This window comes from Streptomyces sp. NPDC050485, from assembly GCF_044458185.1.
Classification (GTDB): Bacteria; Actinomycetota; Actinomycetes; order Streptomycetales; family Streptomycetaceae; genus Streptomyces.
In genome coordinates, this window is the sequence record NZ_JBITHR010000005.1 from 266,120 (window position 1) to 289,888 (window position 23,769).

22 protein-coding genes are annotated in these 23,769 nt (G+C 69.3%); 4 read left to right on the plus strand and 18 right to left on the minus strand.

Annotated elements, in window-relative coordinates:
• Positions 1-9: 9 nt before the first annotated feature.
• The 6 genes from ACIBK6_RS13040 to ACIBK6_RS13065 form a co-directional block, all read right to left on the minus strand.
• Complete coding sequence (locus tag ACIBK6_RS13040) at positions 10-984, minus strand: helix-turn-helix transcriptional regulator (protein ID WP_399051258.1); 975 nt, start codon at positions 982-984, stop codon at positions 10-12.
• Between the two features lie 16 nt (positions 985-1,000).
• Positions 1,001-1,951, minus strand: a complete 951-nt coding sequence (locus ACIBK6_RS13045; protein WP_399051259.1) for a helix-turn-helix transcriptional regulator — start codon at positions 1,949-1,951, stop codon at positions 1,001-1,003.
• A gap of 147 nt (positions 1,952-2,098) precedes the next feature.
• Positions 2,099-2,470 carry an FKBP-type peptidyl-prolyl cis-trans isomerase gene (locus ACIBK6_RS13050; protein ID WP_399051260.1) on the minus strand — a complete coding sequence of 124 codons (372 nt, stop codon included), beginning with the start codon at positions 2,468-2,470 and terminating at the stop codon, positions 2,099-2,101.
• Between the two features lie 167 nt (positions 2,471-2,637).
• Positions 2,638-3,648, minus strand: a complete 1,011-nt coding sequence (locus ACIBK6_RS13055) for an FKBP-type peptidyl-prolyl cis-trans isomerase (protein ID WP_399051261.1) — start codon at positions 3,646-3,648, stop codon at positions 2,638-2,640.
• A 136-nt stretch (positions 3,649-3,784) separates the two neighbouring features.
• Complete coding sequence (gene pafA, locus ACIBK6_RS13060; RefSeq protein ID WP_399051262.1) at positions 3,785-5,146, minus strand: Pup--protein ligase; 1,362 nt, start codon at positions 5,144-5,146, stop codon at positions 3,785-3,787.
• Positions 5,147-5,155: 9 nt separating this feature from the next.
• Entirely contained in the window at positions 5,156-6,415 is a 1,260-nt protein-coding gene (locus tag ACIBK6_RS13065; protein WP_399051263.1) for an MFS transporter, read from the minus strand.
• Between the two features lie 175 nt (positions 6,416-6,590).
• Here ACIBK6_RS13065 and ACIBK6_RS13070 point away from each other — a divergent pair, with 175 nt between their 5' ends.
• The gene (locus ACIBK6_RS13070) at positions 6,591-7,613 is read left to right on the plus strand and encodes a LacI family DNA-binding transcriptional regulator (protein WP_399051444.1); all 1,023 of its coding nucleotides are present in this window, start codon (positions 6,591-6,593) and stop codon (positions 7,611-7,613) included.
• 43 nt (positions 7,614-7,656) lie between these two features.
• On the opposite strand, the gene prcA is transcribed toward ACIBK6_RS13070, so the two are convergent.
• The 6 genes from prcA to arc form a co-directional block, all read right to left on the minus strand.
• Positions 7,657-8,415, minus strand: a complete 759-nt coding sequence (prcA, locus tag ACIBK6_RS13075) for a proteasome subunit alpha (RefSeq protein ID WP_399051264.1) — start codon at positions 8,413-8,415, stop codon at positions 7,657-7,659.
• A 55-nt stretch (positions 8,416-8,470) separates the two neighbouring features.
• Positions 8,471-9,316, minus strand: a complete 846-nt coding sequence (prcB, locus tag ACIBK6_RS13080; protein ID WP_399051265.1) for a proteasome subunit beta — start codon at positions 9,314-9,316, stop codon at positions 8,471-8,473.
• Positions 9,268-9,873: an endonuclease VII domain-containing protein gene (locus ACIBK6_RS13085; protein ID WP_399051266.1), complete on the minus strand. Its 606-nt coding sequence runs from the start codon at positions 9,871-9,873 to the stop codon at positions 9,268-9,270. Before ACIBK6_RS13085 ends, prcB begins: the two co-directional genes overlap by 49 nt.
• A 5-nt stretch (positions 9,874-9,878) precedes the next feature.
• A complete protein-coding gene (locus tag ACIBK6_RS13090) occupies positions 9,879-10,097 on the minus strand; it encodes a ubiquitin-like protein Pup (RefSeq protein WP_016325855.1) in 219 nt (72 codons plus the stop codon).
• 120 nt (positions 10,098-10,217) lie between these two features.
• Positions 10,218-11,729 (minus strand): depupylase/deamidase Dop, encoded by a 1,512-nt coding sequence (gene dop, locus ACIBK6_RS13095; protein WP_399051267.1) that lies wholly within the window; start codon positions 11,727-11,729, stop codon positions 10,218-10,220.
• 234 nt (positions 11,730-11,963) lie between these two features.
• Positions 11,964-13,730, minus strand: a complete 1,767-nt coding sequence (gene arc, locus ACIBK6_RS13100) for a proteasome ATPase (protein ID WP_399051268.1) — start codon at positions 13,728-13,730, stop codon at positions 11,964-11,966.
• Between the two features lie 240 nt (positions 13,731-13,970).
• On the opposite strand from arc, the gene ACIBK6_RS13105 reads away from it, so the two are divergent.
• On the plus strand, positions 13,971-14,249 hold the full coding sequence (locus ACIBK6_RS13105) for a ferredoxin (protein ID WP_399051269.1): 279 nt from the start codon (positions 13,971-13,973) through the stop codon (positions 14,247-14,249).
• Between the two features lie 67 nt (positions 14,250-14,316).
• Here ACIBK6_RS13105 and ACIBK6_RS13110 read toward each other — a convergent pair whose 3' ends face one another.
• The 3 genes from ACIBK6_RS13110 to ACIBK6_RS13120 all read right to left on the minus strand — a co-directional run bounded on the left by ACIBK6_RS13110 (position 14,317) and on the right by ACIBK6_RS13120 (position 17,279).
• Positions 14,317-14,895, minus strand: a complete 579-nt coding sequence (locus ACIBK6_RS13110) for a hypothetical protein (protein WP_399051270.1) — start codon at positions 14,893-14,895, stop codon at positions 14,317-14,319.
• Positions 14,896-15,077: 182 nt separating this feature from the next.
• Positions 15,078-15,965, minus strand: coding sequence for a tRNA (adenine-N1)-methyltransferase (locus tag ACIBK6_RS13115; RefSeq protein ID WP_399051271.1), 888 nt, complete (start codon positions 15,963-15,965; stop codon positions 15,078-15,080).
• 57 nt (positions 15,966-16,022) lie between these two features.
• Positions 16,023-17,279 (minus strand): site-2 protease family protein, encoded by a 1,257-nt coding sequence (locus ACIBK6_RS13120; RefSeq protein ID WP_399051272.1) that lies wholly within the window; start codon positions 17,277-17,279, stop codon positions 16,023-16,025.
• 179 nt (positions 17,280-17,458) lie between these two features.
• Between ACIBK6_RS13120 and ACIBK6_RS13125 the strand changes: the two genes are divergently transcribed.
• Positions 17,459-18,316 carry a RecB family exonuclease gene (locus tag ACIBK6_RS13125; protein ID WP_399051273.1) on the plus strand — a complete coding sequence of 286 codons (858 nt, stop codon included), beginning with the start codon at positions 17,459-17,461 and terminating at the stop codon, positions 18,314-18,316.
• A 131-nt stretch (positions 18,317-18,447) separates the two neighbouring features.
• Complete coding sequence (locus tag ACIBK6_RS13130) at positions 18,448-19,119, plus strand: response regulator transcription factor (RefSeq protein WP_100577075.1); 672 nt, start codon at positions 18,448-18,450, stop codon at positions 19,117-19,119.
• 168 nt (positions 19,120-19,287) lie between these two features.
• Here ACIBK6_RS13130 and ACIBK6_RS13135 read toward each other — a convergent pair whose 3' ends face one another.
• The 3 genes from ACIBK6_RS13135 to ACIBK6_RS13145 form a co-directional block, all read right to left on the minus strand.
• Positions 19,288-20,880 carry an ABC transporter substrate-binding protein gene (locus ACIBK6_RS13135; RefSeq protein WP_399051445.1) on the minus strand — a complete coding sequence of 531 codons (1,593 nt, stop codon included), beginning with the start codon at positions 20,878-20,880 and terminating at the stop codon, positions 19,288-19,290.
• A gap of 71 nt (positions 20,881-20,951) precedes the next feature.
• Positions 20,952-22,553, minus strand: a complete 1,602-nt coding sequence (locus ACIBK6_RS13140; RefSeq protein ID WP_399051274.1) for an ABC transporter substrate-binding protein — start codon at positions 22,551-22,553, stop codon at positions 20,952-20,954.
• A 490-nt stretch (positions 22,554-23,043) separates the two neighbouring features.
• On the minus strand, positions 23,044-23,745 hold the full coding sequence (locus ACIBK6_RS13145; RefSeq protein ID WP_399051275.1) for an HAD family hydrolase: 702 nt from the start codon (positions 23,743-23,745) through the stop codon (positions 23,044-23,046).
• Positions 23,746-23,769 lie beyond the last annotated feature (24 nt).

The window sequence follows — 23,769 nt, forward strand, 5'->3', positions numbered from 1 at the left end:
CAACTCTCCTCAGCTCTGGTGATCAGGCGTGGGCGGTTCCTCATATCCGGCGAGCGCCTCGCGGGCGGCGCGCCGGGCGCTCTGCGCGAGGTCGTCCGGCGAGACGATCCTGCCGTCCTGGCCGAGCCGCAGCCCCAGGCGCCGCAGCGATGCCGGGTCGGGGGTGCGCAGCGTGATCCGGAGGCCGCCGTCGGGGAGCTCCTCGGCGCTGTCGTGCGGGTAGTACTCGGCGACCCAGCGGCCGCCGGGCGCGACCTCCACGACGACCTCGGGGTCGTCGGCGGACGGCTGCACGAGCCCCTCGGACAGGTCGCGCAGTTCGAGCTCGGGCGGTGCGGACGCCTCGTCGAGCAGGCGGATCTCGGCCACCCGGTCCAGCCGGAAGGTGCGCCGGGCCTCCGAGAGCCGGCACCACGCCTCCATATAGGTGTGGCCGACGGCGAAGAGCCGGATCGGGTCGACCTCGCGCTCGGTGAGCTCGTCGCGCGCGGGCGAGTAGTACTTCAGCCACAGCCGGCGGCGCTCCGAGATCGCCCGGTCGACCTCGGCGAAGACGCCGCCCTCGGACTCGAAGGTGACCGAGAGCCGCGAGCTGGCGCCCGCGGCCTCACCGGCGGCGGCTTCCAGCTTGGCGGTGGCGCGCAGCAGCGCCTGCCGGTCGCCCTCGCGCAGGCCGGGAAGGGTGGACACGGCACGGGCCGCGACGAGCAGCGCGGTCGCCTCGTCGGCGGCGAGCCGCAGGGGCTCGGCGACATCGTCCGGGTTGTGCCACCAGATGCGGTCGCCGTCGGTGTCGATGTCCAGGAGGTCGCCGCCGCGGAAGCTGGTGCCGCACATGGGCAGCACATCGAGGTCCGAGATCAGTTCGTCCTCGGTGATGCCGAAGGCGCGGGCGACGTCCCCGACGCGGGCGCCGGGGCGTTCGCGCAGATAGGTCACCAGCGACAGCATCCGCCGGGTCTGGTCGATGGCATTGGCAGCCATGGTCGTACGGTCCCCCTCAGCCCTTGGCCACGGCGCGCAGCCGGTCGATGACATCGGCCCGCAGGTCGGCGGGCTCCAGCACGACGACATCGGGGCCGAATTCCACCAGGTGGGCATCGAGCCCGTGCCCGTACGGAATCTCCAACTCCGCCCAGCCGTCGCCGAGTTCCCGAGCCGAGGTGGCCCGGGAACGGAGCGGGTAGCCGGCCCCGGCCCGCAGCCGGATCCGGGCCGAGCGGGTCGCGGTCTCCCCCGCCCAGGTCTCGACGGTCTCGCGCACGGTGACGACGTCGGGCACGGGCGCGGTGAAGGCGCCCGCCCGGGAGCGGACCTTGCCGGAGATGCGGCTGAGCCGGAACACCCGCTCGGCGCCCCGGTCGCGGTCCCAGCCGGCCAGGTACCAGTGGCCGCGCCAGCACTCCAGGACCCACGGCTCGACATGCCTGGTCTCGGGGCGTACGGCATTGGCCTTGCGGTAGTCGAAGACGACCGGGCGCCGGTCGCGGCAGGCCAGCATCAAGGGTTCGAAGGCCGCCTCATGGACCGGGATGCGCGGTTCGATCGCGCTGTGCTCATACGGATTGTGAGCTTCCGGCATACCGGCGGCGCGCAGCTTCTGGAGTGCTCCGCTGGCCGCTCCCGCGAGCCGGGCCTGCTGCCAGACCCGGGCGGCGAGGCCGAGGGCCGCGGCCTCCTCGGCGTCGAGCTGGACCGGTGGCAGCCGGTTGCTGTCGCGGCGGGCGAGATAGCCGGTCTCGCCCTCGATGTTCTCCACGGTCTCGATGACCAGGCCGAGTTCGCGCAGGTCGTCCTTGTCGCGCTCGAACATCCGGTTGAAGGAGTCGTCGGACCCGGCTTCAAGGTAGGCCTCGATGGACGCGCGCAGTTCCCGCTTGCTGAGCGGCCGCCGTGTCCCGAGCAGACACAGCGCCAGGTTCATCAGCCGCTCGGCCTTGGCAATCGCCATCGATGCCCTACGCCCTCTCTCGTATTGCACTCCGACCGCTGACCGTACCGCCCCGGGCTGCCCGGGCAAAAGCCGAGGGCCCGTGCCAGCAGGCACGGGCCCTCGGTCTGATCAGGTCCGATCGCTCAGGACTGATCGAGGTGCGGCTCAGACGGCGATCAGGTCGCAGACGAAGATCAGCGTCTCGCCCGGGGCGATGGCGTTGCCGGCGCCGCGGTCGCCGTAGGCGAGGTGGGCGGGGATGGTCAGCCGGCGGCGACCGCCGACCTTCATGCCCTGGATGCCCTGGTCCCAGCCGGCGATGACCTGGCCGCTGCCGAGCTTGAACTGCAGCGGGTTGCCGCGGTTCCAGGAGGCGTCGAACTCCTCGCCGGTGGAGAAGGCCACGCCCACGTAGTGGACCTTGACGTTGTCGCCGGCCTTGGCGACGGCGCCGTCGCCCTCCCAGATCTCCTTGATCTCCAGGTCCGCCGGCGGCTGACCCTCGGGGAAGTCGATCTCGGGCTTGTCGATGCTCACGTAATGCTCCTACTTATCGCTGTGACTCCTCCCCCTCGCAAACGAGGGGGCTTCTCACTTGGGTCCGAAGACCCTCATGACGGCCAAGCCCTGACCGCTGCCGAAGCAGATGCGCAGCGTACTACGCCGCTTCGCGGCTCCGGTAAGGATGGGCAACCGGAACAGTCTTACATTGCTCCGACGATGTCCACGACGAAGACCAGAGTCGAGTTGGCCGGGATGTCGGCGCCCTGGGCCTTGTCCTTGTAGCCCTGCTCCGGCGGGATGACCAGCAGGACACGGCTGCCGACCTTCTTGCCGACCAGGCCCTTGTCCCAGCCCTCGATGACCTGGCCCTGACCGATCACGGTCGAGAACGGGGCGCCGGTCTTCCAGGAGGTGTCGAACAGCTTCGCCTTGTCCAGGCCCTCGTTGGGCTTCCAGGTAGCGCCGCTGTACTGCATGAAGACGGTCTGGCCGCTCTTGACCTCGGCACCCTTGCCCTCGATGAGGACCTGGTCGACGAGGGTCTTCGGCGGGTCGTTCTTCGGCACGGTGATCGTGGCGGCCTCGTCCTTGTCCGCCTTGATCTGCGGCAGATTGGACGGGATCGCGGCCTGGGTGCCCTCGACCTTCTTCGGCATCACGCTGTCGATGTCGAGGACGAAGACCAGGTTGTCGGTGGGGCCGACGCCGAGCTCCTGCTTGCCCGCGGCACCGAACGCGGCGGCCGGCGGGGCGACGACCAGCACGCGGCTGCCGACCTTCTGGCCGAGCACCGCCTCGCTGAACGCCGGGATGTACGTCTGCGAGCCCGCCGGGATGACCTGCGGGGCGCCGCCCTGGTCGTAGGAGCCGGCGAGGTCCTTGCCGCTCTTCCAGATCTTGCCGGTGTACTTCGTGACCGCGAGGTCGTCCTTCTTGACCTCGGGACCGGTGCCCGCGGTCAGCGTCTTGACGACGAACTTCCCGCTCGGGTCGCCCTTCGGGATGGTGATCGTGGGCTTCTTGCCCAGATCGCCCGCGACGGTGGGCATCGGCGAGGCGTCCGACACCGGCTTGGGGGCGGCGGGCTGCGACGCCTTGTCGGAGGGGGAGGCGGACGCGTCCTTCTTCTTCGCTCCGCCGTCACCTCCTCCGCAGGCCGCGGTGAGCATCAGGGCCGGCACGATGAGCGCGGCAGCAAGTCGGCGTCGCACAGTGGTCCTCGGGGTAGCTGGAATGGTCGGAGCGGCCACTCTACGGCCCCACTCCTCTACCACAAGGGTGCGGCATGCCCGGGGGCCCCGTACGCAACAGCGTGCGGGGCCCCCGGCCGTGACGGCTCGACGGGTCTCACATCCCGGCGATCAGCTTCTCCACCCGGTCGTCCACCGAACGGAACGGGTCCTTGCACAACACGGTGCGCTGCGCCTGGTCGTTGAGCTTCAGATGCACCCAGTCGACGGTGAAGTCCCGGCGCTGCTCCTGCGCGCGGCGGATGAAGTCGCCGCGCAGCCGGGCCCGAGTGGTCTGCGGGGGCACCGACTTGCCCTCGAAGATCTTCAGGTCGTTGCAGATCCTGGCCGCCTGGCCCTTCCGCTCCAGGAGGTAGTACAGGCCCCGGCGGCGGTGGATGTCGTGGTAGGCGAGGTCTATCTGGGCGACCCGGGGGTGCGACATGGTCATGTTGTTCTTGGCCCGGTACCGCTCGATGAGCTGGTACTTCATGACCCAGTCGATCTCGGTGCCGATCCGGTCGAGGTCCTCCGCCTCGATCGCGTCCAGGGTGCGGCCCCACAGTTCGAGGACCTGGTCGACGGTGCCGGTGCGGATGCCGCGGCGCTCCACGAAGTCCACGGCCTTCTCGTAGTACTCGCGCTGCACTTCGAGGGCGGAGGCCTCGCGACCGCTGGCCAGGCGCACCTTGCGCTGGCCCGTGAGGTCGTGGGAGACCTCGCGGATCGCCCGGATCGGGTTCTCCAGAGTGAGGTCGCGCATGACCGTACCGGCCTCGATCATGCGCAGCACGAGGTCGGTGGCTCCGACCTTGAGGAGCATGGTCGTCTCGGACATGTTGGAGTCGCCGACGATGACGTGCAGCCGGCGGTAGCGCTCGGCGTCCGCGTGCGGTTCGTCCCGGGTGTTGATGATGGGACGCGAGCGGGTGGTGGCGGAGCTGACGCCCTCCCAGATGTGCTCGGCGCGCTGGCTGACGCAGTAGACCGCGCCGCGCGGGGTCTGCAGCACCTTGCCGGCGCCGCAGATCAACTGGCGGGTGACGAGGAACGGAATGAGGATGTCCGCGAGCCGGGAGAACTCTCCGTGCCGGGCGACGAGATAGTTCTCGTGGCAGCCGTAGGAGTTTCCCGCCGAGTCGGTGTTGTTCTTGAAGAGATAGACGTCGCCCGCGATTCCCTCCTCGTGCAGGCGGCGTTCGGCGTCGACGAGCAGGCCTTCGAGAATGCGCTCGCCGGCCTTGTCGTGCGTGACCAGTTCGGTCACGTTGTCGCATTCGGGAGTTGCGTATTCCGGATGCGATCCCACGTCGAGGTAGAGGCGGGCGCCGTTCCGCAGAAAGACGTTGCTGCTGCGGCCCCATGACACAACACGGCGGAAGAGGTAGCGCGCCACTTCGTCAGGAGACAGTCGGCGCTGTCCCCTGAACGTGCACGTGACGCCGTACTCGTTCTCCAGCCCGAAAATGCGGCGGTCCATGAGTGAACATTACGCCTGATGGCCTGAGCTGAAACCGGGTTCGACAGCACGGTTTCGATCATTTTCATCAACTCCCGCGACCTTGCGCATATGCCCGGGAGCTGCGAGGACCCGCTGGGTGGCGAGCAGCACGATCAGTGCGGCGATTCCGCCGCCGCCCGCGACCGCGAAACCCGCGCCGGTGCCGCCGAGTTCGACCGCCGGGCCCGCGGCCGCCGTGCCGAGCGCGGTGCCGACGCCGAAGGCGGTCACCAGCCAGGAGAACGCCTCGGTGACCGTGCCGCGCGGGGCGTGCCGGTCGACGACGATGAACGCGCAGGCGATGGACGGCGCGAGGAAGAGGCCGGAGACGAGGGTGAGCGCGGCCATGGCGGGGACGCCGGGCACCAGCATCAGCGGCAGATAGCCGACGGCGAGCAGCGCCACGACGATCCGCAGCCGCTTCTCGGGGGCGCCGGTCCACTGCCGGGCTCCGTAGACGAGGCCGCCGAGGAGGGCGCCGAGTCCGTTGGCGGCCATCAGCCAGCCGTAGATCGCGTCGCTGCCGTGGTCGTCGGCATAGGCGGACGCGGCGACGATGATGGCGCCCAGCGCGAGGCCGACGAAGAAGAACGAGCCGAGCAGCGCGAGCAGTCCGGGCGAGCGCAGCGCGCCGAGCCAGTGCGCCTCGCGGGGCGCCGAGCGCCAGGTCCTGGACGGCTCGGAGAGTACGACACTGAGCGCGCCCAGGATCCCGAGCGCGTTGATCAGCAGCAGCGCCGTGGCGGGCGACCAGAGCGCGATGGCGACGGTGACCAGCAGCGGGCCGACCGTGAACATCACCTCCTGGGCTATCGCGTCCAGGGCGTACGCGGTGTGCACCTGGTCCTCGCGCTCCAGCACGGCGGGCCACAGGGCGCGCAGCCCGCCCTCCAGGGGCGGTGTGGCGAGCCCCGCCACGAGCACCGCCGCGTACGCCACGGCCACCGGCTCGATGCCCACGACGGCGAGCAGGACCATGCCGAGCGCGGCCAGGACGGAGGCCGGGAGCATGACGCGGGGCTGCCCGTAGAGGTCGACGGCCCGCCCGAGCAGCGGCTGCCCGACGGCGGTGGCGACGCCGTACACGGCGGTCAGCGCGCCCGCGAGCGAGTAGCTGCCGCCCTCGGCCCGTACGAAGAAGACGACGGCGATCGCGGCGGTCGCGTTGGGCAGCCGGCCGGTGAGGGTGCCCGCGAGCAGCCGCGCGGCATGCCGGGTCCGAAGGATCTCCGCGTATCCAGCCGCCATGGGCGCTCCTCAAGTGTTACGTATAACGTCCGAGGTCATACGTACCATGTGGCAAGTCCGCGGGTCCACCCCGCGCTCGCCCACCGCCCGCCCAGGAGGCCCTGTGACCAGCCCGGACAGCCCGGAGTCCGCATCGGTGGCGGCCCGCGCCGGGGTGCGCGCCGCCCGCGCCGCGCTGTCCGGGCGGCCCGCCGGGGCCCGGCCCACCAGCCGGGACGTGGCGGGCGCGGCCGGGGTGTCCCAGGCCACCGTCTCGCTGGTTCTCGGCGACAAGTGGCGCGGCCGGGTCTCCGAGCGCACCGCGGAGCTGGTCAGGGAGGCCGCGCGGGAGCTGGGCTACCGGCCCAACCTCGCCGCGCGCAGCCTGCGGCTCGGCCGCACCAGGACCGCGCTCCTCGTGGTGCCCGCCATGACCAGCGAGTTCTTCGCACAGGTCTACGCCGGGGCGGCCCGCGTCGCCGCCGAGCACGGCTTCGGCGTGGTCCTCTACCCCTCCCCCGAAGGCATCGGCCCGGCCCGGGACCCCTTCGACTCGGCGCGCACCGCGCTCGACGGGGTCATCGCCTCCTCGATGGCGGCGGGCGCGCTCGCCTCGATCCGCGGCAGTGATCTGCCGCTGGTGATGCTCGACAGCGACCCCGCCGAGCCGGGGCCCGCCGCGCACGTCAACCTCGACATCGCCGACGGCGTACGGCGCCTGACGGAGCATCTGCTGGGTCTCGGACACCGCCGCTTCGCGCATGTCGCGGCCGACGTGGACTCCTGGACCTTCGTCGTACGCGCCCGGGCCCTGGCCGATGCGCTCGGCGGGGTGCCGGGGGCGGAGCTGCGCACCGTGCACGCGGCGCTCAGCGTGGACGCCGGAAGACAGGCGGCCGAAGGGGCCCTTCGCGCACCCGGTCCGCGCCCCACGGCGCTGGTCTGCGACGACGACTTCCTCGCCGCCGGGGCCTGCAAGGCGGCGCACCGGCTGGGACTGCGCGTCCCCGACGACGTATCGGTCACCGGGTTCGAGGGCCTGACCCTGGCCACCGCACTGGAGCCGGAGCTGACCACGCTCGCGCTGCCCGCCGAGCAGGTCGGCGCCCGGGGCATGACAGCTCTGCTCGCCGTCCTCGGCGGGCGCCGACCGCAGACCGGGGACCTGCCGGTGTCGCTGGCCGTACGGGGCTCAACGGCCGCGCCCCGGCCCGCATGACGCGGAACCGGGGCGCGTGAAGGGCGCGTGAAGAGGAGCGGAACTACTCCTCCTCGGACTCCTCGAGATCCGAAGGGGCCTCGGTCGGCTCGGTCTTGGCCACGTCGGCCTGGAGCAGCCGGGAGAGCTGACGGCCGACGATGCGCTTGAACTTCCGCTGCTGAGGGCGCGTCCGGTCCAGGACTGCGACCTCCAGGCGCTCGGCGGGGATCTCCCGCTCGGCACCGTTCGTCTGGTTCGACAGGGCCTGCACGGCGAGCCGCAGCGCCTCGGCGAGCGACATGCCGTCCTGGTGGCGCTGGTCCAGGAAGGTGCTGATCTGCTCGGCGTTGCCGCCGACCGCGACCGAGCCGTGCTCGTCCACGATCGAGCCGTCGTGCGGCAGCCGGTAGATCTGGTCCTCTTCTGGCGTGCTGCCGACCTCGGCGACGACCAGCTCCACCTCGTACGGCTTCTCGCCGACGCTGGAGAAGATGGTGCCCAGCGTCTGGGCATAGACGTTGGCGAGCCCACGGGCCGTCACGTCGTCGCGGTCGTAGGTGTATCCGCGGAGGTCCGCGTACCGCACACCGCCGATGCGCAGGTTCTCGTACTCGTTGTACTTGCCGGCGGCCGCGAAGCCGATCCGGTCGTAGATCTCGCTGAACTTGTGCAGCGCGCGGGACGGGTTCTCGCCGACGAACACGATGCCGTCGGCGTACTGGATCACGACCAGGCTGCGGCCGCGGGCGATGCCCTTGCGGGCGTACTCCGCACGGTCGGCCATGGCCTGCTGGGGTGAGACATAGAACGGGGTCGACACCGGCTAACCGTCCCTTTCTGTCAGTGGCGGGGTCATCTCGGGGCCTGCGCGGGCCTCAGAGGAGGGCGGCCCGGGGGCCGTCGGGCTGCTCCAGCCGCCGTTCCAGGATGGCGCGGGCGAGCTCGGAGGACTCCGTCTCGGTCAGCCTGCGGAATCCGTCCTCGGTGATGACGGTGACGATCGGGTAGATCCGGCGGGCCACGTCCGGGCCGCCGGTCGCCGAGTCGTCGTCGGCGGCGTCGTAGAGCGCCTGGATGACCAGCGTGGTCGCCTGCTGCTCCGTCATGTCGTCGCGGTAGAGCTTCTTCATGGAGCCCCGGGCGAAGATGGAGCCGGATCCGGTGGCGGCGAAGCCGTGCTCCTCGGAACGGCCGCCGGTCACGTCGTAGGAGAAGATCCGGCCCTTCTCGCGGTCGACGTCGTAGCCCGCGAAGAGCGGGACCACGGCGAGGCCCTGCATGGCCATGCCGAGGTTGCTGCGGATCATCGTGGAGAGCCGGTTCGCCTTGCCCTCCAGGGAGAGCGTGGCGCCTTCGACCTTCTCGAAGTGCTCCAGCTCCAGCTGGAAGAGCTTGACCATCTCCACCGCGAGGCCGGCGGTGCCGGCGATGCCGACCGCCGAGTACTCGTCGGCCGGGAAGACCTTCTCGATGTCGCGCTGGGCGATCATGTTGCCCATCGTGGCGCGCCGGTCACCGGCCAGGACGACTCCGCCGGGGAAGGTCGTCGCGACGATGGTCGTGCCGTGCGGCGCTTCGATGTGCCCCTGCACGGGCGGCAGGGTGCGCTTGCCGGGGAGCATCTCCGGCGAGTGGTCGGACAGGAAGTCCATGAATGAGGAGGAGCCAGGCGTCAGGAAGGCAGCTGGTAGACGCCCGGTGCCACGAGTGTTGGCTTCCACGAGTTTCCTTCCAAGTAGGCGGCAGCCCGACGGACGGTGTCGGGATCGTCTCCCAACTTGCCGATGGCCGAATTGCAGTTGAAGCAGAGTACGCCTCGGACCTTACCCGTCTCGTGGCAATGATCCACATGAACGGCGGGAGCAGAGAGGCAGATTACGCAGACGCCCATCTGTGACGCGATCATGTCGTCCCGATCGGCTTTGGTGATGCCGTACTGGCGCATGAGATGGCCCTCGCGCCCCTGTATGGCCTTGCACGCTTTGCACCGAGTTGAGAGGCCGTCCGATGCGGTCGCATTGCGATGCCACTCGCTGTACGGCTTCACCTCATCACATGTCCGACACAGTTTGTGTCCGGGCGGAACATCCACCTTGTCGCGCACGGCCTTGCCGAGTGCCCCCTGCCGACGCCGGTAGTGCGCGGCGCCGTACTCCGCCACGCATTCCCGGCATCGAACCTGAAGTCCGTCGCGCCTGTTCTTGTCGGCAGCGAAGGAGGCATGGGAGAGCGTCCGCTTACAGCCGGTGCATTGCTTCACATCGACCGAGCCGGACATATCGACTACTGTCCGCCTTTTTGAACGAATGAGCGCACGAAATCCTCGGCATTTTCCTCGAGTACGTCGTCGATCTCGTCCAGGACCGAGTCCACGTCGTCCGACAACTTCTCCTGCCGCTCCTTGAGGTCCTCCGAAGCCTGCGCGTCCTGCGCCTGCTCCTCGACCTCCTCGGTGGAGCGCGTCGCCTTCTGCTGGCCGCCGCCGGTGTCCTTGGTCGCCATCTACCTCACCCCGCTCGGTTCGATGTCCTTGATCAGACCCTACAAGCAGGGTCTGACATCGGCCCCGCACTTGATGCAACGTGCGGGGCCCACCTCTGTGATTCCCATACCTGCGGCTTTTCAGCCGCCCGAGAGCACCCGCACCAGATCCTCGGCGGTCCGGCACCGGTCCAGCAGCGCCTTCACGTGATTACGCGTTCCGCGTAGGGGCTCAAGGGTTGGCACCCGCTGGAGCGAGTCGCGGCCCGGCAGATCGAAGATCACCGAGTCCCAGGAGGCCGCCGCGACGTCGTCCGCGTACTGCTCCAGGCAGCGGCCGCGGAAGTACGCCCTGGTGTCCTCCGGGGGCTTGGTCTGGGCCCGTACGACCGCGGGCTCGTCCAGGAGCCGCTTCATCTTGCCGCGGGCCACCAGACGGTTGTAAAGGCCCTTCTCGGCCCTCACATCGGCGTACTGGAGGTCCACGAGGTGCAGCCGGGCCGCGTCCCAGCCGAGGCCGTCACGGCGGCGGTAGCCCTCCATCAGCTCACGCTTGGCGATCCAGTCGAGCTCGCCCGACAGGCTCATCGGGTCGTTCTCCAGCCGGTTCAGGACGTCCTCCCAGCGGCCGAGGACGTCCTTGGTCTGCTCGTCGGCGTCCGCCCCGAACCGCTCCTCGACGTACTTGCGCGCCAGCTCGAAGTACTCCATCTGAAGCTGCACGGCGGTCAGCGTGCGGCCGCTGCGCAGGGTGACCAGGTGTTGCAGCGCGGGGTCGTGCGAGACCTGGTGGAGGGTGCGGACCGGCTGGTCCACGGCCAGGTCGACATTGATGAACCCGTCCTCGATCATGGACAGGACCAGGGAGGTCGTGCCCAGCTTCAGATAGGTCGAGATCTCCGAGAGGTTGGCGTCGCCGATGATGACGTGCAGGCGGCGGTACTTCTCGGCGTCGGCGTGCGGTTCGTCGCGGGTGTTGATGATCGGGCGCTTGAGGGTCGTCTCCAGGCCGACCTCGACCTCGAAGTAGTCGGCGCGCTGGCTGATCTGGAAGCCGTGCTCGTGGCCGTCCTGGCCGATGCCGACCCGGCCGGCGCCGGTGATGACCTGGCGCGAGACGAAGAACGGCGTCAGATGGCGCACGATGTCCGAGAAGGCGGTCTCCCGCTTCATCAGATAGTTCTCGTGCGTGCCGTACGAGGCGCCCTTGTTGTCGGTGTTGTTCTTGTACAGGTGGATCGGCTGGGCGCCGGGGAGTTGGACCGCACGTTCGGCGGCCTCGGCCATGATGCGCTCGCCGGCCTTGTCCCACAGGACGGCGTCGCGGGGGTTGGTGACCTCCGGTGAGCTGTACTCGGGGTGTGCGTGGTCCACGTACAGCCGAGCCCCGTTGGTGAGGATGACGTTGGCGAGGCCGATGTCCTCGTCGGTGAGCTGGCTGGAGTCGGCGGCCTCGCGGGCGAGGTCGAAGCCGCGGGCGTCCCGCAGCGGGTTCTCCTCCTCGAAGTCCCAACGGGCGCGGCGCGCCCGGTGCATCGCCGCCGCGTAGGCGTTGACGATCTGGGACGAGGTGAGCATGGCATTGGCGTTGGGGTGGCCGGGGACGGAGATCCCGTACTCCGTCTCGATGCCCATTACTCGCCGTACGGTCATGCGGCCCTCCTTGCCCGGCGGCGCTCCCCCGCGGGAGCGGCGCTCAAGTACCGCTGGTTCTCCGGTGCGTGTGCGGTGCCCGTCCCCGCACTGCGCGACTCGGCGGTACCGAAGAGCCTAGAACGCCTTTGCGCTGGTGGGGAGATCAATTCCGTCATTGCTCTTGCCCTGCTGATGGCCTGAAAAGCAGTCGGCTGCGGATGCCCGGGCGGGCATCCGCAGCCGGCCTGCCCTTTACAGGTATTGACCGGTGTTGGCCACCGTGTCGATGGAGCGTCCGGTGTCCGCGCCCTGCTTTCCGGTGACGAGGGTGCGGATGAATACGATCCGCTCGCCCTTCTTTCCGGAAATCCTGGCCCAGTCGTCGGGGTTGGTGGTGTTGGGCAGGTCCTCGTTCTCCTTGAACTCGTCCACGCAAGCCTGGAGGAGGTGGGAGATTCGGAGGCCCTTCTGGTTCTGGTCGAGGAAGGCCTTGATGGCCATCTTCTTGGCCCGGTCCACGATGTTCTGGATCATGGCGCCGGAGTTGAAGTCCTTGAAGTACAGGACTTCCTTGTCGCCGTTGGCGTACGTGACTTCGAGGAAGCGGTTCTCCTCGGTCTCCGCGTACATCTGCTCCACCACGGACTGGATCATTCCGTGAGTGGTGGCGTCGGCGTCGCCGCCGTGCTCGGCGAGGTCGTCCGTGTGCAGCGGCAGCGAGGACCTGAGGTACTTGGCGAAGATGTCCTTGGCCGCCTCCGCGTCCGGACGCTCGATCTTGATCTTCACATCGAGCCGGCCGGGCCGCAGGATCGCCGGGTCGATCATGTCCTCGCGGTTGGAGGCGCCGATGACGATGACGTTCTCCAGGCCCTCCACACCGTCGATCTCGGCGAGCAGCTGCGGGACGATGGTGTTCTCCACGTCCGAGCTGACACCGGATCCGCGGGTGCGGAAGAGGGATTCCATCTCGTCGAAGAAGACGATGACGGGGGTGCCCTCGCTCGCCTTCTCCCGGGCACGCTGGAAGACGAGGCGGATGTGCCGCTCGGTCTCGCCGACGTACTTGTTGAGGAGCTCGGGGCCCTTGATGTTGAGGAAGTAGCTCTTCCCCGCGGGCTGGCCGGTCACCTCGGCGACCTTCTTGGCAAGGGAGTTGGCGACCGCCTTCGCGATCAGCGTCTTGCCGCAGCCGGGCGGTCCGTAGAGCAGGATGCCCTTCGGCGGCCGCAGTTCGTGCTCCTTGAAGAGGTCGGGGTAGAGGTAGGGCAGTTCGACCGCGTCGCGGATCAGCTCGATCTGGTTGCCCAGTCCGCCGATCTTGGAGTAGTCGACGTCCGGCACCTCTTCGAGGACGAGTTCCTCGACCTCGCTCTTGGGGACCACTTCGTAGACGTAGCCGGACCTGGGTTCCAGCAGGAGCGCATCGCCGGGGCGGATGGTGATGTCCAGGAGCGGCTCGGCGAGCCTCACCACCCGTTCCTCGTCGGTGTGCCCGACCACCAGGGCGCGCTCGCCGTCCTCAAGGATCTCCTTGAGGGTGACGATGTCCCCGGCGCGCTCGAACTCCATGGCCTCGACCACGTTGAGCGCCTCGTTGAGCATGACTTCCTGGCCGCGCCGCAGTTCGTCCAGTTCGACGCTGGGGCTGACGTTCACCCGGAGCTTGCGGCCCCCGGTGAAGATGTCGGCGGTGCCGTCCTCGTTGGTCTGCAGGAAGACACCGAAGCCGGCCGGCGGCTGCGCGAGCCGGTCGACCTCCTCCTTGAGGGCCACGATCTGGTCGCGGGCCTCGCGGAGCGTGTTGGCGAGCCGCTCGTTCTGTGCGGACACGCCCGCCAGATTGGTCTGCAGCTCGACGATCCGCTCTTCGAGAATCCTCGTATGACGCGGCGAGTCGGCGAGCTTACGTCGCAGGACGGCGATTTCCTGCTCTAGATAGGCAACCTGGCCGGCTGGGTCCTCGGACCCCCGCCCGGGCCGGATGCCGCGGTTGATGTCGTCGTCGTGGGCTGCCACGGTCCTCACCTCCTCCAAGGGGAGCTGGACGCTTCCTGACCCTACCTGGGCTGGTGGTGATTGAAACCCCTAGATCACAAAGACTCCGGGGTGTGTCCGATCTTCACCCTTGCGCTCTCCCTCACGCCAGGGGAATACCCACCCAACAACATCGGAAAGCGGGCGGTTGTTATCGTCGAGTGGGTCAACACCCGTCAGGGCTGGCATCGATTGATTCACTCGCGCAGGAACGGCAGGCACATGAACGAGGCTCTCGAAGTCTGGATCGACCAGGACCTGTGCACCGGCGACGGCATCTGCGTCCAGTACGCGCCCGAGGTCTTCGAGCTGGACATCGACGGGCTCGCCTATGTGAAGAGCTCCGAGGACGAGTTGCTGCAGACTCCGGGGGCCACAACACCCGTACCGCTGCCGCTGCTCCAGGACGTCGTGGACTCCGCGAAGGAGTGCCCGGGCGACTGCATTCACGTACGTCGGGTTTCGGACAGCGTCGAGGTGTACGGGCCCGGCGCGGAGTAGGCGGCCAGCCAACAGAGGGCTACCGGCCGCTACGCACAGTGGCCTTGGGGCTCGGAGCCCCCGAGGCTCAGACGCCCAGCGGGGCGGGCTGGGTCGAGCGGATGAACTTCCCGCTCTGCCAGCGCCACTTGACCTGCTGGCGCACGTCGGGTTCGTAGCGCGGCACGTCGTTGGAGGAGTAGCCGAGCAGCGTGGCCGTCACCGCGCCGTCCCGCACGGTGAGGTCGGCGACGGTCTGCTTCTCCCTGGGGTCGACGAGCGTCGCCACCAGGCGCGGCGGCGCTCCCTCGACCGCACCCCGGGTGAGTACGTAGACGCCGCTGGGCGGGGTGCCGCCGCCGGCCTGGCAGTGCGCGACCGCCACGGTCTCCGGGACGCCGTCGCCGTCGAGGTCGCCCGAGGACTTCTTCTCCACCACCGAGCCCGCGGCCCCGCACTGGAGCGGGAGGACGACCGCGCCCGGATCGGGGGCGGCCACCGTCGTCAGGGGTTCGCCGTGCTCGCGGGGTGTCTGGGAGGCCTTGGCCGCATCCGGCTGGAGGAAGCCGGCGAGGGCCACCACGGCGGCCATCGCGGTGGCGGTGGCGAGCCAGTGGACGGGGCGGGCGTGGGTGTGCGCGAGCTCAGGGACGGCGGCATTCTGCACGCGGGAGGTCTCCTGTGGGGGCGGTGCGGGTGGTGGGGGTGGTGGGGGTGGCCAGCATCGTGCCACACGTCACAGGCGGGCGGAACACCGGGGCAACAGGTCAACGTAAAGGCGCCGCCGCCGAGTTCCCGGGTCGGTCCGGGAACTCGGCGGCGGCGCCGGTTCGTTGTGACTGAGCTGGGTCAGTCCTTGTTGGGGCCCTCGTAGTCGTCGCCGTACGCGCCCTTGGCGGGGCGGCGGCGGCGCATCGGGGGCTCCACGCCGTCCGCGAGGCGGCGGGCGGTCACCAGGAAGCCGGTGTGTCCGATCATCCGGTGGTCGGGGCGGACGGCCAGGCCCTCGACGTGCCAGTTGCGGATCATCGATTCCCAGGGCTGCGGCTCGGCGAAGCAGCCGATCTCCCGGATGGACTCGACGGTGCGCGAGAGCTGGGTGGTGGTGGCCACGTAGCAGCAGAGGATGCCGCCGGGGACGAGCGCCTTGGAGACGGCGTCCAGGCACTCCCAGGGGGCGAGCATGTCCAGAATGACGCGGTCGACGTCGGCGTCCGACAGGTTGTCCTGCAGGTCGCCGACGGTGAGCTGCCAGGCGGGGTGCGGGCCGCCGAAGTAGCGCTCCACGTTCTGCGTGGCGATCTCGGCGAAGTCCTCGCGGCGCTCGTAGGAGTGCAGCATCCCGTGGTCGCCGATGGCGCGCAGCAGGAAGGCGCTCAGCGAGCCCGAGCCGACCCCGGCTTCCACGACGCGGGCGCCGGCGAAGATGTCGGCGAAGGCCAGGATCTGCCCCGCGTCCTTGGGGTAGACCACGGCGGCACCGCGGGGCATGGACAGGACGAAGTCGGGGAGCAGGGGGCGCAGCGCGAGGTAGGCGACGTTTCCCGTGGTACGGACAACACTGCCCTCGGGAGCACCGATCAGCTCGTCGTGCGGGAAGGAACCCTTGTGGGTGTGGAAATTCTTCCCGGCTTCGAGCGTGAACGTGTAGTGGCGTCCCTTGGGGTCGGTGAGCTGGACCTGGTCCCCGACCTTGAAGGGCCCGCGACGGCGGGCGGCACCGGTCGGTTCGGACATACGACCAGAGTACCGGCCGTACGAAGCCGCGAACGCCACGGCCGCCGCGCCGCGGTGCTAGCTGCCGGGCCGAGCCATGGCTGCCACGAAGGCCTTCTCGACGTCGGCGGCGGACAGCACGCCGTAGATCTCGCCGGTCTCCTCGACCACGAGGTACTCGCTGGCGGGGGTGGCCCTGAGCAGGTCGAGCAGGGGTTCGCCGGCGAGTTCGGCGGGGACCCGCATGCCGTCGGTGAGCTCCTGGGCGAGGCCGCTGACGGCGACCCAGGGCCGGCGGTGTTCGGGTACGCCGACGATGGCGGCCTCGCGGACCAGCGCGGTCGGATCGCCGTGCCCGTCGACCACGACCAGGGCGCGGGCCCCGGCCTCGTTGGCGCGGCGCAGCGCCTCGGAGAGCGGGGTGGCGGATTCGACCGGCACCGCGCGCCGGGTGAGGGTGCGGGCGCGCAGTTCGGGGAGGTGTTCGCGCAGCCGGGCCATGCGCAGGCTGTTGCCGGCGCCGGTCCAGATGATCGCGGCGAGGATGGCGGCGAGCAGCGCGTCGGTGACGGTGTCCATGCCGCTGACCTCGTCGGGCGAGTTGCCGAGGACGCCGGTCTGGGTGAGCAGCGGGAGGCCGATGAGGACGGTGACGGCGAGTGCGCGGCCGACCCAGGCGGCGGCGATGGTGCCGCTCATGGGCTTGCCGGTGATCTTCCACACGACGGCGCGGAGCATCCGGCCGCCGTCGAGGGGGAGGCCGGGCAGCAGGTTGAAGCCCGCGACGATCAGGTTGGAGATCATCAGGCCCGCCAGCAGTACACCGGGGACGGTGCCCGGTTCGACGGTCTTCATGCCGAGGTAGAAGAGCCCGGACAGGACGAGCGAGAGCAGCGGGCCGACGAAGGCGAGCACGAATTCGCGGCCCGGACTCTCGGTCTCCTTCTCGATCTCGGAGACGCCGCCGAAGAACTGCAGCTGGATGCGGCGCACCGGCAGCTGGAAGCGGAGCGCGGCCACCGTGTGGGCGAGTTCGTGGACCAGCACAGAGGCGTAGAAGGCCACGGCGAAGAAGAGCGACACGAGGTAGCGGGCGGCGCCGAGTTCGGGCAGCACCCGGTCGAGCTGGCCGCCGAAGACCCAGGTGATCAGGGCGGCGACCAGGAACCAGCTCGGGGCGACGTAGACGGGCACGCCGAAGGGGCGGCCCATCAGGAGGCCGCCGCCGGGCCCGGAGCGGGGCGGCGTGCCGTTGCCGGGGGCGGCGCCGGGGTTCTTGTCCTTGGCGCCGGACTGCGGCCGTTCGCGCTTGCCGCTCTCGCCGCTGTCTTCCACGGGTTCCCTTCGTCGGTACGATGCCTGCCTTGGGGAATCTGCCCCGGGAGCCCGGCCGGACTCTCCTCGTCCGGCCGAATGTTCGCTGCATGGTGCGATGCCACGATCATGCAGGGTGAGGGCTCCTGCCGTCGATGGTATTCCGCTCGCTGTCAGTGGCGGGTCGTAGGGTCTGTGTCATGAGTACGAGCACCGGTGGGGCCGCGGCCGCACAGCAGCCCACGTCGCTGTCGCCGTCGCGGGCGAACGACTTCATGCAGTGCCCCCTTCTGTACCGGTTCCGGGTGATCGACAGACTGCCCGAGAAGCCGAGCGAAGCGGCGACGCGCGGGACGCTGGTGCACGCGGTGCTGGAACGGCTCTTCGACGACCCGGCGGCCGAGCGCACCGCGCCGCGGGCCAAGTCGATGATCCCCGGGCAGTGGGACCGGCTGCTCGAGTCGAAGCCGGAGCTGACCGAGCTGTTCGCCGAGGACGCGGAGGGCGAGCGGCTCGCGAAGTGGCTGGGCGAGGCGGAGCGGCTGGTGGAGCGGTGGTTCTCGCTGGAGGACCCCACGCGGCTGGAGCCGGTGGAGCGGGAGTTCTTCGTCGAGACGGAGCTGGAGTCGGGACTGCGGCTGCGCGGAGTCATCGACCGCGTCGACGTGGCGCCGACCGGCGAGGTGCGCATTGTCGACTACAAGACGGGCAAGGCCCCGCGGCCGGAGTACGCGGAGGGCGCGCTCTTCCAGATGAAGTTCTACGCCCTGGTGGTGTGGCGGCTGAAGCAGATCGTGCCGCGCAGGCTGCAACTGGTGTACCTGGGCAGCGGCGATGTGCTGACGTACGACCCGGTCGAGGCCGATCTCGTACAGGTGGAGCGGAAGCTGCTCGCGCTGTGGGAGGCGATCCGGCTCGCCACCGAGACGGGCGACTGGCGGCCGCGGCCCACCAAGCTGTGCGGCTGGTGCGACCATCAGGCGGTCTGTCCCGAATTCGGCGGGACTCCCCCGGTATACCCGCTGCCCATCGTCCCGGCCCCGCAGTCGGCAGGCTGAGTTCCAGCGGGCGCCCGCGACCGGGGGCGGTCCCCGGGCGGCGCGGCCGCCTCGGCCCGCGCCCGGCCGGACCCACCGCGGTTGAGCAGGGCAGAATGGGCCCGGTCCAGCAATCCCGATGAGGAGTACCCGTGGCGATCCGCGTCCTACTGGTCGACGACCAGCCGCTGTTGCGCACCGGCTTCCGGATGATCCTGGAGGCCGAGCAGGACATCGCGGTGGTCGGCGAGGCCGGTGACGGTCTGCAGGCCCTCGATCAGGTCCGGGCGCTCCAGCCCGATGTCGTCCTCATGGACATCCGGATGCCCCGGATGGACGGGGTGGAGGCGACCCGGCAGATCAGCGGACCCGGCAAGGACGGCCCCGCGAAGGTACTCGTGCTGACCACCTTCGACCTGGACGAGTACGTGGTGGAGGCGCTGAAGGCGGGGGCCAGCGGGTTCCTCCTGAAGGACGCGCCCGCCCACGAGCTGGTGCAGGCGATCCGCGTGGTCGCGGCCGGCGAGGCGATGCTCGCGCCGTCGATCACGCGCCGGCTGCTCGACAAGTACGCCGACCATCTGCCGTCCGGCGAGGAGCCGGTGCCGGACACCCTGCACACGCTGACCGACCGCGAGGTCGAGGTCCTGAAGCTGGTGGCGCGGGGGCTTTCCAACGCGGAGATCGCGGCGGACCTGTTCGTCAGCGAGACGACGGTCAAGACGCATGTCGGGCACGTGCTGACGAAGCTGGGGCTCCGGGACCGGGTGCAGGCGGCGGTGTACGCGTATGAGAGTGGGCTGGTGCGGCCGGGTGCGCAGTGAGGGCGGGGTTGCTCCCTGAGCTTCCGGGGCCCGCGGCGCAGCCGCTGATGGGCACAGCGCCCCCGGACCCCCGCTCCTCAATCTCTCCCAAGGCCTAAAGGGCCAGGGGGACCCCCATGAGGGGCTTGATTTTCCGGGCCCGGTTTTCCGAGCCCGGAAATCCAGGGTTCAGCCCTTCTTGATCTCCCAGAAGCGGAAGACCGTCGACGCGTCCAGCGTCCACTCCAGGCCGGTGATGCCCGTGCGGGCCACCGCGTACTGCTTGCCCTGCCACAGCGGGAGGACCGGGACCTCGTCGGCGACGATGTCCTGGAGCTGGGCGAACTGGGCCTCGGTGGTCGCGCGGTCGGCGGTGCCCGCGGTCGCCGGGAGGATCTCGTCGGTGATCTGTTTGTTGGCGTAGTTGTTGGACAGCACGTTGCCCTTGCCGAAGAACGGCAGGGTGAAGTTGTCCGGATCCGGGTAGTCGGGGACCCAGCCCTTGACGTAGACGCCGTACTTTCCGGCCTCGATGTCCTTCTCGTACTGCTTGAACTCCACCGACTTCACGTCCACGTCGAACAGCCCGCTCGCGTTGAGCTGACCGGCGATCGCCTTCAACTCCTCGTCGGTGGAGGGTCCGTAGCGGCTCGGCGTGGACCACAGGGTCAGCTTCACCTTGCCTGCGATGCCCGCCGAGTGCAGTGCCGCCTTCGCCTTGGCGGGCTGCGGGCTGTCTCCGTACAGATCGAAGAAGGCGGTGCTGTGGGCCGTGATGCCACTCGGGATGACCGAGTACAGCGGGCTCGCGGTGGACGAGTAGACGTTGCGCACCAGGGCCTCGCGGTCCACGAGGTAGGCGATCGCCTTGCGGACGCCTACCTTGCCGGCGACCGGGTCCTTCATGTTGAAGACCAGGTCCTGGACCTCGGCGCTGGTGCCCTCGATGACGTTGACGCCCTGCTTGTCCGCGGTCGGCGAACTCTGCAGCGCCGCGGTGTCCTTGGCGGACAGGCCTCGGTAGGCGAGGTCGATGTCGCCCTTCTCCAGCGCCTGTGCCAGGGCCTTGCGGTCGCCGTGGAACAGCTTCATGGTCAGGCCGGAGTTCTTGGCCTTGACGGTGCCCTGGTAGGAGCCGTTGACCGCGAAGACGGCCTGCTTCTCGCCGAAGGAGTCCAGCTTGTAGACGCCGGAGCCGATGGCCTTGCCGTCGGTGCGGAGCTTGTCGGCCGGGTACTCCTTGTGGTCCACGATGGAACCGGCACCGGAGGCGATCTTGCTGGGGAAGGTCGCGTCCGGAACCTTGAGGTGGAAGACGACCGTCTTCTCGTCCGGGGTGTCCATCTTGCCCAGGGTGGTGAGCATCGGCGCCGGGCCGTTGGCGTCGTTGATCTTCAGCACGCGCTCGAAGGAGTACTTGACGTCCTCCGAGGTGAGCTTGTCGCCGTTGCTGAAGGTGAGGCCGGGGCGCAGGGTGCAGCGGTAGACCGTGGAGCCGCCCTTGTCGAAGCTGCACGCCTGGGCGGCCTCCGGCTCCGGCGTCGAACTGCCCTTGGGGAAGCTGAGCAGCGACTGGAACACGTTGTTGAACAGCAGCCAGGAACCGGGGTCGTAACCCGAGGCGGGGTCGGTGGCCAGGATGTCGTCGGACATCCCCATGACCACCGAACCGCCGCCGCCCGACGAGCCGTTGCCGCCCTGCTGGGAACCGCAACCGCTCAGGAGACCGGCCGCCACACCTGCCGCCAGCGGCATCGTCAGCCATCGGTTCCGCATCTTCACGTGCACGTGCCTCACAGTCCTGCCTACGGAAATTGCCGGCCGGCGCGGAAGGACCGCCGCCGGGTCGTGCGTCAGCTCTTGCCCCGCCCGAGCTCCCAGAGCTGCAGGTTGGACGCGGAGTTGATGGCCCATTCGGTGCCGGTGATATCGGTGCGGGCCGCGACGTACTGCTTGCCCTGCCACAGCGGGAGGACCGGGACGTCGTTGGCGACGATGTCCTGGATCTGCTCGAACGACTTCGAGGCCTGGTTGCGGTCCGCCGCCACCCGGGACGCGGGGATCAGCGTGTTGCGGATGTCGTCGTTGGCATACGGGGTGTGGAGGAAGTTGTCCTTGCCGAAGAACGGCGCGATGAAGTTGTCCGGGTCCGGGAAGTCGGGGAACCAGCCGAGACCGTAGACCGCGTACTCGCCCTTCTTCTGCGCCGGGCGGAACTTCGACCACTCGGTGCCCTGGGTGGTGGTGCTGAACAGACCGGTCGCGTTCAGCTGCTCCGACAGGACGTTGAACTCTTCCTCGGTGCTCGAACCGTAGTGGTCCTTGGTGTAGTTGAGGGTGAGCTTGACCGGCGTCGGGATGTTGGCGGCCTTCAGGATGGCCTGAGCCTTGGCCTTGTTGGCCTCGCCGTACTTGTTGAAGAACGAGTTGGTGTGGCCGGCGATCGAGGTGGGGATCAGCGAGTACAGCGGCTCGGCGGTCGGGCCGTACACCTTGGAGGCGAGCGAGCTGCGGTCGATGGCCTGGGCCATCGCCTGGCGCACCGCCTTGTTCTTCACCGACGGGTCATCGGTGTTGAAGCCCAGGTAGCGGATCTCCAGGCCGGGCATCTCGACCAGGTTGATGTCCTTGCTGGGGCTGACCGACATCTGCTGGATCTGCGCCGGCGTCATGGCGCGGGTCATCATGTCGATGTCGCCCTTGCCGAGCGCGGTGCCCATGGCCTCGGCGCTCGGGAAGGAGCGCAGCTCGACCTTGTCGTTGGAGAGCTTCAGGTCGCCCTTGTAGTTGGGGTTCTTGGTGAAGGTGAACTTCACCGCCTGGTCGCCCTTGACCTCGGCCTTGACCTTGTACGGCCCCGAGCCGTCGATCTCGAAGCCGTCCCGGAGCTTCTTCGGCTGGTACTTGTCCTTCGGCACGATCGCGGCGGCGGGCGTCGCGAGCTTGTACGGGAAGGTGGCGTCCGGCGTCTTCAGGTGGAAGACGATCTCGGTGTCGCCCTTGGTCTCCATGGTGTCGATGTTGTCGAGGAGACCGGCCGGGCCGTTGTCGTCGTTGATGGCGATCACGCGCTGGATGGAGTACTTGACGTCGTCGGCGGTCACCTTGGTGCCGTCGGCGAACTCGAGGCCGCTGCGCAGGGTGCAGCGGTAGCTCTCGTTCTCCTTGTCCGTGAAGTTGCAGGACGACGCCGCGTCGGGGACGGGCGTGCCGCCGCCGCGTGGAACGTGGACCAGCGACTGCGTGGTCTGCAGCATCACGTTCCAGATGCCCGTCTCATAGGCGTGTGCCGGGTCGAGCGGGGCAGGGGCGTCCTTGGTTGCCACGAACTGGTCCGTGGTGCCCACGACGATGGTCTTGCCGCCGCCTCCCCCGCTCCCCGATCCGCCGCATGCGGCGAGTACAGGAGCGAGCAGGCCCACTACGGCCGACAGCACCAAAGTCTTGCGGTTCATCCTGGACGATCTCCCTTGTCCGGCACGTGGGGGTACAGCTGTGGCGGGACACTCCGCCGCGGCCGCCCGTTCGGGGCGGGGCGATCGGGCCGGGTATGTGCGATCGGACCTGCGATCCCGGTCGCTTGGTGTGCGGCTGGGGCAGATGAGGGTGCGGCGAAGTTCTCGCGACGAGATTAGTGGGCGCCGCGCGGAAAGCAGGAACTGGCCCTGGTGCACAGGGAATCAAACGGCGCACCGAAATACCGGCCCGCCGATATCGGGGTACCGGAATGATTCGTACACCGGATCACCAATCGGGACACAAGGGCACCTCCGGGGGGCCCGCGAGCACCCGTACGGACCCCTGTCGACCCCCTGTCGGGTGACGAACGTCACCATCGAGATCCCTTTGACAGGGTGTGAATTCGCCTCGGGAACGTCACGGAAAATGAACGCGCGGCTGCGATGAGTTTCCATCGCATTCAACGGAGCACGCTCGGTGCCCCGGTCAGTTCACGCGCGTGATCAGGGTCCGCAGAAAGGCCAGGTCGACCTCTTCGAGCGAGCCGACCACGACCCGGCCCGCGGCGGCCGCGATGGGGGCCACCGACGGCACCGCGACCACCCGGCAGCCGGCCGCCTCGGCGGCCGCGACACCGGTCGCGGTGTCCTCCACGACCGCGCACCTCACCGGGTCGGCGCCGAGCCCGCGGGCCGCCAGCAGGTAGGGCTCGGGGTGCGGCTTGGTGCGGGCCACCTCGTCGCCCGCGATGGTCAGGGCGAAGTTCGCCGGGCCCAGCGAGTGCACGATCTTGTCGATGATGCGGCGGTGCGAGGCGGAGACCAGGGCGGTGGGGATGTTGTGGGCCGCGAGCTCGCTCAGCAGCCGCTCGGCGCCCGGCATCATCGGCACCCCGCGCCCGATGCGCTGCTCGAAGCGCTCGTTGAGCAGCACGGTCAGCTCGGCCAGCGTGATGTCGGCGCCGGTGGCCTCGATGAGGAAGCCCGCGCTGCGCGTCATCGGACCGCCGACCACCACATGGCGCCATGACTCGTCCAGGGTGTGCCCGAGGCCGGCGAAGACCTCGCGCTCGGCATCCCACCAGAAACCTTCGGTGTCGACGAGGGTGCCGTCCATGTCGAGGAAGACGGCCTGAAGGGCGGAGCCCTCGGCCGTAAAGGTCATGGCTGCGGGGACCGTACTGGTCATCCGGCACACCTCCTGGAGGGACGA

Excerpts from the sequence above, each read along its gene's own strand:
- ACIBK6_RS13085 (WP_399051266.1), bottom strand. The coding sequence starts at position 9,873 with ATGTCCGGCTCGGTCGATGTGAAGCAATGCACCGGCTGTAAGCGGACG.
- ACIBK6_RS13040 (WP_399051258.1), bottom strand. The coding sequence starts at position 984 with ATGGCTGCCAATGCCATCGACCAGACCCGGCGGATGCTGTCGCTGGTG.
- pafA (WP_399051262.1), bottom strand. The coding sequence starts at position 5,146 with ATGGACCGCCGCATTTTCGGGCTGGAGAACGAGTACGGCGTCACGTGC.
- ACIBK6_RS13105 (WP_399051269.1), top strand. The coding sequence starts at position 13,971 with ATGAACGAGGCTCTCGAAGTCTGGATCGACCAGGACCTGTGCACCGGC.
- ACIBK6_RS13045 (WP_399051259.1), bottom strand. The coding sequence starts at position 1,951 with ATGGCGATTGCCAAGGCCGAGCGGCTGATGAACCTGGCGCTGTGTCTG.
- ACIBK6_RS13145 (WP_399051275.1), bottom strand. The coding sequence starts at position 23,745 with ATGACCAGTACGGTCCCCGCAGCCATGACCTTTACGGCCGAGGGCTCC.
- ACIBK6_RS13065 (WP_399051263.1), bottom strand. The coding sequence starts at position 6,415 with ATGGCGGCTGGATACGCGGAGATCCTTCGGACCCGGCATGCCGCGCGG.
- ACIBK6_RS13140 (WP_399051274.1), bottom strand. The coding sequence starts at position 22,553 with ATGAACCGCAAGACTTTGGTGCTGTCGGCCGTAGTGGGCCTGCTCGCT.
- ACIBK6_RS13125 (WP_399051273.1), top strand. The coding sequence starts at position 17,459 with ATGAGTACGAGCACCGGTGGGGCCGCGGCCGCACAGCAGCCCACGTCG.
- ACIBK6_RS13090 (WP_016325855.1), bottom strand. The coding sequence starts at position 10,097 with ATGGCGACCAAGGACACCGGCGGCGGCCAGCAGAAGGCGACGCGCTCC.
- ACIBK6_RS13115 (WP_399051271.1), bottom strand. The coding sequence starts at position 15,965 with ATGTCCGAACCGACCGGTGCCGCCCGCCGTCGCGGGCCCTTCAAGGTC.
- dop (WP_399051267.1), bottom strand. The coding sequence starts at position 11,729 with ATGACCGTACGGCGAGTAATGGGCATCGAGACGGAGTACGGGATCTCC.